Source organism: Ancylobacter sp. 3268 (assembly GCF_031456575.1).
Taxonomy (GTDB): Bacteria; Pseudomonadota; Alphaproteobacteria; order Rhizobiales; family Xanthobacteraceae; genus Ancylobacter.
In genome coordinates this window covers 238,700-250,828 of record NZ_JAVDUX010000002.1, presented here as the reverse complement: position 1 = coordinate 250,828, position 12,129 = coordinate 238,700, and the positions used below count along the sequence as shown (strand labels likewise).

11 protein-coding genes are annotated in these 12,129 nt (G+C 69.9%); 10 read left to right on the top strand and 1 reads right to left on the bottom strand.

Translation table 11 applies throughout. The features are described 5' to 3' along the window. Positions 1–24: 24 nt before the first annotated feature. Positions 25–1,662 carry a rhodanese-like domain-containing protein gene (locus J2X65_RS03395; RefSeq protein ID WP_310198014.1) on the bottom strand — a complete coding sequence of 546 codons (1,638 nt, stop codon included), beginning with the start codon at positions 1,660–1,662 and terminating at the stop codon, positions 25–27. Between the two features lie 149 nt (positions 1,663–1,811). Here J2X65_RS03395 and J2X65_RS03390 point away from each other — a divergent pair, with 149 nt between their 5' ends. The 10 genes from J2X65_RS03390 to J2X65_RS03345 all read left to right on the top strand — a co-directional run bounded on the left by J2X65_RS03390 (position 1,812) and on the right by J2X65_RS03345 (position 12,121). Then, complete coding sequence (locus J2X65_RS03390; protein WP_310198011.1) at positions 1,812–2,699, top strand: transporter substrate-binding domain-containing protein; 888 nt, start codon at positions 1,812–1,814, stop codon at positions 2,697–2,699. Further along, the gene (locus tag J2X65_RS03385) at positions 2,690–3,265 is read left to right on the top strand and encodes an SCO family protein (protein ID WP_310198008.1); all 576 of its coding nucleotides are present in this window, start codon (positions 2,690–2,692) and stop codon (positions 3,263–3,265) included. Before J2X65_RS03390 ends, J2X65_RS03385 begins: the two co-directional genes overlap by 10 nt. Next, positions 3,262–4,353, top strand: coding sequence for a cytochrome c peroxidase (locus J2X65_RS03380; protein ID WP_310198006.1), 1,092 nt, complete (start codon positions 3,262–3,264; stop codon positions 4,351–4,353). Before J2X65_RS03385 ends, J2X65_RS03380 begins: the two co-directional genes overlap by 4 nt. Positions 4,354–4,456: 103 nt before the next feature. Further along, positions 4,457–5,803, top strand: a complete 1,347-nt coding sequence (locus J2X65_RS03375) for an LLM class flavin-dependent oxidoreductase (protein ID WP_310198003.1) — start codon at positions 4,457–4,459, stop codon at positions 5,801–5,803. Between the two features lie 8 nt (positions 5,804–5,811). Next, complete coding sequence (locus tag J2X65_RS03370; RefSeq protein ID WP_310198001.1) at positions 5,812–7,239, top strand: FAD/NAD(P)-binding protein; 1,428 nt, start codon at positions 5,812–5,814, stop codon at positions 7,237–7,239. A gap of 23 nt (positions 7,240–7,262) precedes the next feature. Continuing rightward, positions 7,263–8,120, top strand: a complete 858-nt coding sequence (locus tag J2X65_RS03365; protein WP_310197998.1) for a nitroreductase family protein — start codon at positions 7,263–7,265, stop codon at positions 8,118–8,120. Positions 8,121–8,166: 46 nt separating this feature from the next. Then, a complete protein-coding gene (locus tag J2X65_RS03360; RefSeq protein ID WP_213364098.1) occupies positions 8,167–8,616 on the top strand; it encodes an Lrp/AsnC family transcriptional regulator in 450 nt (149 codons plus the stop codon). 183 nt (positions 8,617–8,799) lie between these two features. Then, positions 8,800–9,942 (top strand): ABC transporter substrate-binding protein, encoded by a 1,143-nt coding sequence (locus J2X65_RS03355; RefSeq protein WP_310197988.1) that lies wholly within the window; start codon positions 8,800–8,802, stop codon positions 9,940–9,942. Between the two features lie 78 nt (positions 9,943–10,020). Next, positions 10,021–10,866 (top strand): ABC transporter permease, encoded by an 846-nt coding sequence (locus J2X65_RS03350; RefSeq protein WP_310197985.1) that lies wholly within the window; start codon positions 10,021–10,023, stop codon positions 10,864–10,866. 169 nt (positions 10,867–11,035) lie between these two features. After that, the gene (locus tag J2X65_RS03345) at positions 11,036–12,121 is read left to right on the top strand and encodes an ABC transporter substrate-binding protein (protein WP_310197982.1); all 1,086 of its coding nucleotides are present in this window, start codon (positions 11,036–11,038) and stop codon (positions 12,119–12,121) included. Positions 12,122–12,129 lie beyond the last annotated feature (8 nt).

The window sequence follows — 12,129 nt, the reverse complement described above, 5'->3', positions numbered from 1 at the left end:
GGATTCGCCGCCCGGCGGGAGGATTCAGCCGAAGGCGCGGAAGCGCACAAGCCCGTCGCGCTCCAACTGCTCGGTGATGACGTCGCCCCAGCGCACATAGGCGTCGAGCGAGACACGCCGTTCCTCCAGCGTCGGCGCCGGAGCCAGCGCCTCCTCCGCCCGCAGCGCCGGCTGGTCGAGGCCGGTCTCGTGCCGCAGGCCGGCGGCGACCCAGGCATCGGTGCCGCCTTCGAGCGCCACCACGCGGCGCGCCGTCCGCTTCTCCAGTTCGGAGGCGGCAAGAGCGGCGAGCCGCCCATCGGCCGAGGTGAGGATGATCGCCCCGGCGCCGGGCAGCTGGGCGAGGCCGCTGGCCAGCGTCGAGCGACGGGCGACGAAGGAACCCGGCACATAGCGGCGGGGACGGAAATAGGGCGGGGCCGGCTCGACGTCGAGCACCACCGCGCCGTCCTGGATCAGCGCGTCGGCCTGCTGCGGCGACACCCCGGCCACCACCGGCTCGCCGCCGGCGATGCGGGGCGCCGCGACGCCGGCCTCCGTCAGTGCCGCCGCCGGTGCGGCGTGGACGAAGACGTGCTCGAAACCGAGCTGGATCAGCCAGGAGGCGGTCAGCGTCGCCCGCACCCCGTCCGCGTCGTCGACGAGCACGATCCGGCCGTCGCGGGTGCCGACGAAGCTGTCGGTGGTCTGCACCAGCTGCCCGCCGGGGGCGGAAATCGTGCCGGGGAGATGGCCGGCGGCGTGTTCCTCCGGCGTGCGGATGTCGAACAGATACAGCGTATGGCTGCCGGCCTCGGCGCGTAGCGCCGCCAGTCCGTCTGCATCGATGCGCCGCACGCCGAAGCGCTCCGCCACCCGCGCGGCCGCCGCCTTCGCCCGTTCGAGCCCCTCGGGGCCGGGCGGCGGCAGCCTGGCGTCGGCGCCGCTTGCCGGTTCCAGCCCGGCGAGGAGCCAGGCGGCGGTGCCGTTCTCCAGCGAGACCACCGGATTGGGGAAGCCGGCATTCAGCAGCGCCTGCGCCCCGATGATCGCCCGCGTGCGGCCGGCGCAATTGATCACCACCGGGGTATCGGGCGAGGGAACGGCGTCGAAGATGCGGTAGAGCAGTTCGACGCCGGGGGCCGCCACGCCGCCGGGAATGCTGATGTGGTGAAACTCCTCGATCGGCCGCGTGTCGAGCACTACCACACCGCCATCCTCGATCCGCCGAGCCAGCTCGGTCGCGGAGATCCGCGGCGTGTGGTAGCGGCGTTCGACGAACTCGCCGAGCGCCTTGCTGAGCGAATACTGCCCGGTGATCAGCTCGAATCCGGCGGCCTGCCAGCCGGCGAGCCCGCCGGCCAGCAGACGGACATCGGAATAGCCGATCTGCGCCAGCCGGCGGGCGGCGCGTGCGCCGATCTCGCCGCCGTCGTCGTCGGTGACGACCAGTCGGATCGACCGGCGCGGCAGCAGCGCTTCAATCTTCAGCTCGATCTCGCTCAGCGGCAGCGGCACCGCCACCGAGACATGCCCGGCCTCGAAGCGCCCGCCTTCGCGCACGTCCACTACCGCGACCTCCTCCGGGCCGAGCACCGCGGCGCGCAGCTCCTCGGCGGAAATCGTCGGCACGGGGGCGTCGCCCGCAGCGGCGAAGGCGGCGGTGGTGGCATGGACGGTCATGGCGGATCTCCGGGCTGATGGAGGTGGCGGTCGCCTCCCTCGCGCAGGGCGGGAAAGGCAGTGATCAGCCTAGGAGCGGAAAAGCGGAGGCGTTTTCGGTCCTTGCGCACGGATTTGGATCAGCCCGCCGAATGGATGCGGGCAGAGAGATGATTTTTCTCCCGGCGCCGGGGCAGGCTGGCGGCGACACCAACGCAGCGGAGGAGCGGGTGAAGGCGAGCGTCGGAAAATGTCTGCAGCGCGTGCGCCTCGCGGGTTTGGCTCTGGCGGGTTTGGCTCTGGCGGGCTGGGCTGCGGCGCTCATGCTGCTGGCGGCGAGCGCGTCGGCCGCGGCGCCGCCGCTGCGGATCGGCGTCGCCCATGTGCCGCCCACGGCCGACGTGCCGGCGGCGCGGCTCTATACCCAGGACGGCTTCGATCTGGAGCTCGCCGCCGAGATCGGCCGTCGCCTCGGCCGCAAGGTCGAGCTGGTCGACATCGGCGACCGGGCGGCGGAAGCGCTCGCCGCCGGCCGTGTCGACCTCGCAGTGGCGCCGCAGGACGGGGCGCCGCCCTCGGGCATCGAGCTGCTGCCGAGCGGCTACCGGTCCGGCCTGTCGGTGGCGATGCGTACCGATACCGACATTCATTCCTGGGAGGGGCTCGCCGGCCGCAAGGTGTGCGTGGTCGCCTCCAATGAACGCGCCCGCCGCCTGGTGCGCGCCGCGGGCGGGCGGGAGATCGTCCAGCCGGTGCCGGCACTCGCCCTGATGCAAGTGCGCACCGGCGCATGCGACGCCGCCATCCATGACGAGGTGGTGCTGCGTCGGCTGTTTGGAGAAGCCGAATGGAAGAAATTTTCTGCCACCCTGCCAGCGCGCGATTCTACACCGTTGGTCGTGGCGCTGCCGGCCAGCGGCACGCCGCAGGCCGAGGCGCTGCGCTCGACGCTGGCCGCGCTGGCCGATTCCCCGTTCTGGGACCGGAAGATCGGCGAATGGGCGACGAATGTCGCGCTGGAGGTCTATCTGGAGCAGGACGCGCCGGATTGTCACTGATCAAGGGCCTGCCCCCGCTCGTGGCCGGGTTCCTGGCCCTGTGCCTGGCCCTGTCGGCGTTCGCCTCTCCCGGCGCGGCGCAGGAGACGCCCTCGCGCTTCACCCTGGCCACCCATGACGGCAAGTACCTCGACGAGAGCGCGTTGCGCGGCCGGCCCTATGTGCTGTTCTTCGGCTTCACCTCCTGTCCGGAGGTTTGCCCCACGGCGCTCTACGAGCTGTCGCAGGTGCTGGCGGAGCTCGGGCCGGAGGCGGACCGGCTGAAGGTGCTGTTCGTCACCGTCGATCCGGCCCGCGACACGCCGGACCAGCTCGCCGCCTATCTCGGCGCCTTCGATCCGCGCATCACCGGCCTTTATGGCAGCGAGGCGGAGACGACGGCGGCCGCGGCATCCTTCAAGGCGACCTATCGCCGGGTGCCGCAGCCGGACGGCAACTACTCCATGGAACACACCGCCGTGCTGTTCCTGGTCGATGCGCAGGGCCGGATCGCCGACGCCATCGACTATCGCGCCCCGCTCGAGGCGCAGCTGGCGCGGCTGCGGCGGTTGCTCGGCACCTCGTGAGGCGGCGGGTCTGCCGGGCACTGGCGGCGGCGCTGCTGCTCGGCCTCTCCGGCGCCGCCGCAGCGGGCAGCCGCAGCGCGGATGCACCCGATGCCGCGTCGCTGCGCGCACTCTATGCCCGCCCCCCGGCGCACTGGCCGGCCCCGGAGCTGGAGCCGGGCGCCGATTTCGTCGCTTTCGGCGTACCCGCGCCGCTGCCGCCGCCCGATCCGGCACTTGCCCGGCTCGGCGCGGCGCTGTTCGGCGATCCGCGGCTCTCCGCCTCCGGGGCGATGAGCTGCGCGAGCTGCCACGATCCTGCCCATGGCTTCGCCGATCCGCGCCCGTTGCGGCCGGCGGCCGCCACCGCCGCGCCGCGCGATGCCCCCTCGCTGCTCGGCGTCGCCCGTCATGCGGGCTTCGGCTGGGAAGGGATGGAGCGCTCGCTCGCCGCCCAGTCGCTGCGCCCGCTGGCGCATCGCGACGAGATGGCCAATGCCGATGCCGCCGCCGTCGCGGTCCGGGTGGCCGGGCTGACGGAGTACCGCCCGCTCGTCGCCGCCGCCTTCGGCGAGGATGGGATCGACGCCGGCCGTCTCGGCGCCGCGCTCGCCGCCTATCTCGGCGGCCTCGATGCGCCGACCCGCTTCGAGGCTTTCCTCGGCGGCGACTATGCCAGCCTGGACGACCAGGAAATCCGCGGCCTGCATCTGTTCCGCACCAAGGCCGGATGCGCCAATTGCCATTCCGGCCCCATGCTCGCCGATGGCGGCGCCCATAATCTCGGCCTGTCGGCCTTCGGCGAGCCGCGCGAGGATCTTGGCCGCTTCCGTCTCACCGGCGAGATGCAGGATGCCGGCCGCTTCCGCACCCCGAGCCTGCGCCATGTTGGCCGCACCGCGCCCTATATGCATAACGGCCTGTTCCCCAGCCTCGAAGCCGTGGTGAACCTCTATGCCCGTGGCGGCGGCGATGTTTGGGTGCGCAACGAGGCGGAAGCCCGAAGCCCGCTCCATGCCGGGGCGGCCCGCCGTGACGCGCTGCTGCGTCCGCGCGACCTCGATGCGGCCGAGCGCGCCGCCCTCGTCGCCTTTCTGCAGACGCTATAGTAGATAAAAATGATAGAATATATTGACAATGGCCGCGTTCGATGGAGAGCTATGCCGACACGCGCCCTCTGGGGCTGCAAACCGTTCCACAGGGTGAAGTGCCATGAGCCAGCGCCGCCAATTGTCGCTCAACCTCTTCGTCTATCCCGGCGGCCATCACGAGGCCGCCTGGCGCTACGGGGGCACGGATATCAGCCGGCTCAACGACATCACCTACTATCAGGACCTCGCCAAGCGGGCTGAAGCCGCCACCATCGATTCGCTGTTCTTCGCCGATGGCCCGGTGCTCGCCGACAATATCCGCTACGCCGCCCGCTACCGGGTCGAGCCGATCACCTGGCTCGCCGCCATCGGCGCGGTGACCAGCCATATCGGGCTGATCGCCACCGCCTCCACCACCTATAACGAGCCCTATAACCTCGCCCGCCTGTTCGCCTCGCTGGATCATCTGAGCGGCGGACGTGCCGGCTGGAACATCGTCACCACCTCGCAGGCCGCCGCCTCGCAGAATTTCGGCCTCGTGGAGCATCCGGTGCATGCCGAGCGCTATGAGCGGAGCCGGGAATTCGTCGAGGTTGTCACCAAGCTGTGGGACAGCTGGGAAGATGAGGCCGTGATCGCCGATCAGGCGAGCGGATTGTTCGCCGACACCGCCCGCATCCACCCCATCGAGCATGCCGGGAAGCATTTCCGGGTGAAGGGCGCGCTCAACGCGCCACGCCCGCCGCAGGGGCGGCCGGTCTATGTGCAGGCCGGCTCCTCAGAGGATGGCCGCTCCTTCGCCGCCCACTATGCCGAGGCGATCTTCACCGCGCACCAGACGCTGGGCAGCGCGCAGGCCTTCTATGCCGACATCAAGGCGCGGGCCTCCGCGCTCGGCCGCCGGCCGGAGCACATCAAGGTGCTGCCCGGTCTCAGCCCGTTCATCGGCTCGACCGAGGCGGAGGCGAAGGCGCTGGAGGACGAGTTCAACGCGCTGATCCAGCCGGAATATTCGCTGCACCAGCTTCGGCGCATGACCGGCATCGACCTGTCGGGCTATGATCTCGACGGCCCGTTCCCCCGCCACCTGCTCGATATCGACGGCACCCTAGGGGCCGCGAGCCGCTTCCAGCTGATCGTCGGCATTCTCGACCGCGAGAACCCGACCATCCGCCAGCTGATCAACCGCCTTGCCGGCGGGCGCGGCCACTTCGTCCTCGCCGGCACGCCGGAGCGCATCGCCGACGAGATCCAGCTGTGGTTCGAAAATGGCGCGGCGGACGGTTTCAACATCATGCCGCCCTGGCTGACCGGCGGGTTCGACGTGTTCGCCGACGAAGTGGTGCCGCTGCTGCGCCGGCGCGGGCTGTTCCGCACCGAATATAGCGGCCGCACCCTGCGAGACCATTACGGCCTGCCGCGCCCCGACAGCCGCTTCGCCGGCGACGCTCTGCGCGCCAGCGCCTGAACGCCGCCATGACGCTTCCGGCTCCCCACAGCATCGCCATCGTCGGCGGCGGCTTCGCCGGCGCGGTCACCGCGCTGCACCTCATCGCCTCCAGCGCCGGGCCGCTCGACCTGACGGTGGTCGAGCCGGCGGCGCGGCTCGGCCGCGGCATCGCCTATGCCACAAGCGAGCCCGATCACGTCGTCAACGGTCTTGCCGGCGGCTTCGCCCTGCTGGAGAACCAGCCGGAACGGCATTTCCTCGACTGGCTGAGCGCCGAGGCGGAGGCCGGGCGCTGGTCGCCGCCGGCCGGCGACATCGCCCAGAGCTCGCCGCCGCGTGCGCTCTACGGCGCCTATCTCGAGCGCGAACTGGCGGAAGCGGTGCGACGGGCCGGCGGACGGGTGCGCTTCACCCATCGCCGCGACCGCGTGGTCGATGTCGACGGTCCCACGCTGACCCTAGCTTCCGGCGCCACGCTTACCGCCAGGCGGGTGGTGCTGGCTACGGGGCTTCATCGCCGCGAGCCGGCGCTCGCCGCCGGGCTTCTCGGCCATCCCGCCTATGTCGGCGACATCTTCGCCCCCGGCGCCTTCGCCGGCGCGGAGCAGGCGTCGCATGTCCTGCTGCTCGGCTCCGGCCTGTCGATGCTCGATGCCGTGGTGAGCCTGGAGAAGCGCGGCTTTCGCGGCCGCTACACCATTGTCTCCCGCCGGGGGCTGCTGGTGGCGCCACGCCGGGAGGTCGCGCCATGGCCCGGCACGCCGCAGGCAGCCGAGCTGCCGCGCAATGCGCGCTCGGTGCTGCGCTGGATCCGGCGCGAGCGTCGGGCGGTGGCGGCGGCGGAGCGGGATTGGCAGAGCCTCCCGCCGCTGTTCCGCCAGCATGCGGCGGCGATCTGGGCCGGGCTCGCCGATCGCGAGCGGGTCCGGCTGGCGCATCGCCTGCTGCCCTATTGGAACCTCGCCATGCACCGGGGGGCGCCATCCTCCTACGCCTTCTTCGCCCGGGCCCAGGCCGAGGGCCGGCTGCGCCATCTGGCCGGCACCGTCACCGGGATCGTGCCGGGCGACGCCGGCCTGCGTGCCGGCCTACGCGTCGTCTTGTGTCCCAAGGGCGGCGGCGCGCCGCTCCACCTCGACGCCGATCGGGTGGTGAGCAGCCTCGGCTTCGAATTCGACTGGACCCGCATCGACGACCCGCTGGTGCGCAACCTGCTGCGCCGGGGCGCCGCCGTGCCGCACCCCGTGGGTGTCGGCGTGCGGGCCGATCCGGCGACGCTGGCGCTCGTCGACAGCGAGGGACGCATCTCCGACACGCTGTTCGCGGTCGGGCATCCCTTGCGCGGCGAGCTGTTCGAGGCAAGCTCGCTCAAGGAGCAGATCAACCAGGCCACGCGGCTGGCCGCCGTTCTCGCCCGCCGGGCCGAGGCGGAGTCGGCCCGGCGGGTGGCCTGACAATTCCATTCGGAGACAAGACCATGAACGAGATCACCCCTGCCGAGCATTTCCGCGATGCCGAGGCCGTGGCGCCCAAGGCGCTGCACAAGCGCTATCGCGAGCCGGCCGCCGCCGACGTGCTGCCGTGGAGCGAGACGCTTTCCGTGCTGCTGAACCACCGTTCGGTGCGCGCCTTCTCGCCCGAGCCGCTCGCCGAGGGCACGCGGGAGGTGCTGGTGGCGGCGGCGCAGTCGGCGCCGAGTTCCTCCAATGTGCAGGCCTTTAGCCTCATTTCCGTCGAGGATCCGGCGCTGCGGGCACGGCTCGCCGCCATCGCCGGCAACCAGAAGCATATCGAGACCGCCGGGCTGTTCTTCGTCTTCGTCGCCGATCTCTCCCGCGTGCAGCGCCTCGCCGAGCGCGAAGGCCTCGCCAGCGACGGGCTCGACTACACCGAGAGCTTCCTCATCGCCTCGCTCGACGCCGCCTTCGCGGCGCAGAACACGCTGGTGGCGGCGCAGTCGCTCGGGCTCGGCGCGGTCTATATCGGCGCGCTGCGCAACGATGCCGCCGCCGTGGCGCATGCGCTCAAGCTGCCGCCGCGCGCCTATGCCGTGGTCGGTCTCGCCATCGGCCGGCCGGACCCCGCGGTGGTGACCGACGTCAAGCCGCGCATCCCGCAGCCGGGCGTCCTGCACCGCGACGTCTATTCGACCGTCGGCGAGGAGGAGGTGCTGGCCCGCGCCGACCGGCACGCCCTGGCGTTCCGCGCCGCGCAGGGGCTCGACGCCACGCCCTGGACTCGGCTGGCGCTGCAGCGGCTGCATTCCGTCGCCTCGCTGAAGGGGCGGCACGTGCTGCGCCGCCAACTCGAGGCGCTGGGTTTCCCGTTCAAGTGATCGCAAGCCGCCCCTGCTCGCCGGGGGCGGCGGGAAGGAGGGGGAAATGGATAAGATCGACCACAATATATTGCGCATCCTGCAGGCCGATGCCTCGAAGCCCATCGCCGAGATCGCCCGGCTGGTGAACCTGTCGCAGACGCCGTGCTGGAACCGCATCCGCAAGATGGAGGCGGAAGGCATCATCAAGGGCCGGGTGGCGCTGGTGGATTCGCGCAAGGTCGGGCTCGGCCTCACCGCCTTCGTGGCGGTGGAGGCGATCAACCACACCCGCGAATGGGCGGCCAATTTCCGTCGCCTCGTGCAATCGATGCCGGAGGTGATGGACTCCTATCGCATGGCGGGGGACATCGACTACCTGCTGCGCGTCGTCGTGCCCGACATGCAGGCCTATGACGATTTCTACAATCGCCTGATCGAGGGCGCCTCGCCCAAGAACGTCACGTCGCGCTTCTCGATGGAGGTGCTGTCGTCGCGAACCGTCCTGCCGTTCTGATGTCCCGCCAATGCCGCAACTCTACGTCATGCGGGCGGATGGTGAATCCCTATCGGGCCGATTATTGAGTATAAATTTCTCTATCTGCCGGAATCATTGGATGAAGATCTGTTCCCGTTCCTGACCGTTCTGCTTAACGTCACGTGATCTTCTTTCAGACGACGTTCAAATACGGAGACGGACGTGGAAAACGGGTTGGGTTCGGCCGCCGGTCGCGGCTTCGGCAAGGTTTCGAGCAAGGTTGCGCCCCAAAATTCGCGCGGCAAATTCCTCCGGGCCTGCCTCGGCAAGGCGGCGCTGGTCGCGGTCGCGCTCGCGGTCTCCGCGCCGCTGGCGAACGCCGCCGAGCCGCTGACCTTCATCAACCTCCAGCTCAATCCCTGGTCGGTGGTGGCGCAGGAGAAGGGCATCTTCAAGGAGGAGTTCGACAAGATCGGCGTCAAGGAGGTCAATCTCATCGCCTCCGGCGCCGCCGAGCTGTCGGGTGCCGAATCCGCCGGCCTCAACCGCGGCTCGATCGCCATCGCCCAGCGCATGCTGTACCCGGCCACCGCGCACCGGGCCAACGGCCTCGATGCCGTGGTGGTCTGGGTGTCGGAGGCGTCGAACAAGTACCGCACGCCGCTGCTCGCCCGTGCCGACAATAACGAGGTGAACTCCATCGCCGACATGGAGGGCAAGGTTTACGGCTCCAACCGCATCGGCTGCTCCTACACCTCGGTGTTCGAATCCTTCGAGGCCGCCGGCCTGCCGCTCGACACCCGCCTGAAGGCCGGCAAGATCCGCTACGAGGGCGTCGAGAACAACGGCGCCCGCAACGCCGCGCTGCTCTCCGGCGCCGTGGATGGCCTCGCCACCCATATCGGCAACAATTCCGGCGCCGCGCTCTATCTCTCCGGCAAGGTCAAGATCGTCGGCCGCACGGTGGAGAGGGGCGTCTATGAGAACGGCGCCGGCCGCGTCTCGTTCTTCGCCATGCGCGATTTCGCCGAGCAGTATCCCGAGGCGGTGAAGGCGTTCCTGATTTCCTATCGCCGCGCCACGGCGTGGATCCAGGACAATGTCGACGAGGCGGCGGCGATCATCTCCAAGGGCACCCGCGTGCCGCTCGATATCGCCAAGTTCCAGATCGTCGATCCCTCGGGCTACGAGTTCATCAAGGGCGACACCTCGGCCGACAATGTCCGCAAGGCGATCGGCGAGTTCCAGGACTGGTACATCGCCCATGGCGACGACGTCTTCACCGACCGCAAGCTGAGCCAGCAGGACATCGCCACCTTCGTCGACGGCAAGTTCTTCAAGGGCGGCGAATATTCCATCTACTGACGCGGCGCGGACCACGCCACGCCGGGGCGGTTCCTCCGTCCGCGGCGTGGCGGCCGCCAAAGGCGAGCCGGCATCATCATGACCGACGCAACCACCTCCACTTTCGGCGTCCGCCACCCCTATGCGGGTGCGCAGGCCCCGTCTCCGGCCCGCACGGCGCGCCGTCCCGCCGGCCGCCGCTCCATCGGCGTCATCCTGCCGATCGGGCTTTTGATCGCCTGGTCGCTGGCCTCCTGGCTGTCCTGGGTGCCGGCGGTGTTCCTGCCCTCGCCACTGGCGACGGTGGAAGCCTTCGTCGCCATGGTGACGCGCCAGTCGCTGCATCAGGACTTCCTGCGCTCGATCAACATTGTCAGCCAGGCCTTCGTCTACGGCTCCATCGCCGCGGTGGTGCTCGGCGTGGCGGCGGGGCTGTCCGCCAATGTCGAGCGCTTCTTCGGCCCCACCTTCGACAGCATCCGCCACATCCCCGGCGTCGCCTGGCTGCCGCTCATCGTGCTGTGGCTCGGCCTCGGTGCCCCGGCGCAGATCCTCGTCATCGCCAAGTCGGTGTTCTTCCCGGTGTTCCTCAACACGCTGCAGGGCATCCGCAATGTCGAGAAGAGCCATATCGAGCTCGCCAAGGTGCTCACGCTGACGCGCAGCCAGCTGATCCGCCGGGTGGTGATCCCGAGCGCGGTGCCCAGCATCATGGTCAGTCTGCGCTATGCCGCCGGCGTCGCCTGGGCGCTGGTGGTCACCGCAGAAGGCCTCAGCGGGCAGGAGGGCCTCGGCTACCTGATCTTCCGCGCCCAGAACCTCTTGATGACCGATCAGCTCATCGTCTGCATGGTGATCATCGGTCTCGTCGGTTTCGTGATCGACCGCCTCATGCTGCTGCTGCAACGCTTCGTGCTGCGCTGGAAGCAGGGCTTCGACGGCTGAGAAATCCCCACGGTCTCTTTGACTTGCCCTCTCCCCATTGGGGAGAGGTGGCCCGCGAAGCGGGTCGGTGAGGGGGGACGCGCGATGGGGAAGCCTCGAAGACCCCTCACCCCACCCCTCTCCCCGACGGGGAGAGGGAGGCACCCCAACTTTCACAGGACACAACGCCATGACCATCGCCGTCGACCGTTCGATAGAGGCCAACGCCACCCCGGTGCTGCGCGAGCTCATCTACACCATCTGCCCGGTGCTGGTGGCGTCCAACGTGGCGCTGGAGCTCGGCTGGATCCATGACGAACTCGGCCGGGTCGGCGCGAAGCCGACCTATCTGCGCTCGGCGCTCTCGGACGTCGCCTGGCCGGCGCACTACAACCACGATTCCGGCCGACTGCTGCGCGATGGCGGCAACAGCCCGGCGATCTGGTCGAAGGCCGATCTTCGCCCCACCGTGCTGCTCGGCCTCACCCAGGCGCAGCCGGCCGGCAAGGTGCTGGTGCGCACCGATTCCGACATCCACCGCGTCGCCGACCTCAAGGGCCGCCGCTTCGGCCTCTACAAGAGCCAGCGCAACGAGAAGATCGACCATCGCCGCGCCACCGGCGAGCATGGCATCCTCGCCGTCCTTGCGCTCCACGGGCTTGACCGCAGGGACGTCGAGATCGTCGACATCGAGGATGCCGACGCCCACACCGAGGCGCCCGCCGATACCCCGGCCGGCATCTGGGCGCAGCGCCGCGCCACCAGGCAGGACGAACTGACCCTGGAGGCGAGGGCGCTGGACGCCGGCACCATCGACGCCATCTACGATTATTCCATCGGCGTCGATATCCGTCTCACCCAGACCGGTCGCTTCCGGGTCATCGAGGATCTCGATCGCTACCCGGACTGGACGCTGCGCATCGCCAACGCCCCGCGTACCCTCACGGTAAGCACTGAGTTCGCGAAGGCCAATCGCGATATCGTGGTGGCCTGGCTGCGCGCCTCCATCCGGGCCGGCCGCTGGATCAACGCCCATCCGGAGGCGGCGGCCGACATCTTCTACCGCACCACCATCTATGCCGACCGCGACGCCATCGCCCGCGCGCTGCGCGACTTCGATCTGGTGCCGAACCTGTCGGCGCAGAACCTTGCCGGCCTGCGGCTGGAGACGGATTTCCTGCGGGCGCATGGCTACATCGCGGGGGATGTCGACGTGAACGAATGGGCGGATTCTTCCTATCTGGAAGAGGCCGTCACGTCGCTGCGGCGCGGCTGATGCGGGGG

What these genes read in the sequence shown, in the direction of transcription:
- J2X65_RS03395 (WP_310198014.1), bottom strand. Translation starts at nt 1,662, where the DNA reads ATGACCGTCCATGCCACCACCGCCGCCTTCGCCGCTGCGGGCGACGCC.
- J2X65_RS03390 (WP_310198011.1), top strand. Translation starts at nt 1,812, where the DNA reads ATGATTTTTCTCCCGGCGCCGGGGCAGGCTGGCGGCGACACCAACGCA.
- J2X65_RS03375 (WP_310198003.1), top strand. Translation starts at nt 4,457, where the DNA reads ATGAGCCAGCGCCGCCAATTGTCGCTCAACCTCTTCGTCTATCCCGGC.
- J2X65_RS03370 (WP_310198001.1), top strand. Translation starts at nt 5,812, where the DNA reads ATGACGCTTCCGGCTCCCCACAGCATCGCCATCGTCGGCGGCGGCTTC.
- J2X65_RS03365 (WP_310197998.1), top strand. Translation starts at nt 7,263, where the DNA reads ATGAACGAGATCACCCCTGCCGAGCATTTCCGCGATGCCGAGGCCGTG.
- J2X65_RS03360 (WP_213364098.1), top strand. Translation starts at nt 8,167, where the DNA reads ATGGATAAGATCGACCACAATATATTGCGCATCCTGCAGGCCGATGCC.
- J2X65_RS03350 (WP_310197985.1), top strand. Translation starts at nt 10,021, where the DNA reads ATGACCGACGCAACCACCTCCACTTTCGGCGTCCGCCACCCCTATGCG.
- J2X65_RS03345 (WP_310197982.1), top strand. Translation starts at nt 11,036, where the DNA reads ATGACCATCGCCGTCGACCGTTCGATAGAGGCCAACGCCACCCCGGTG.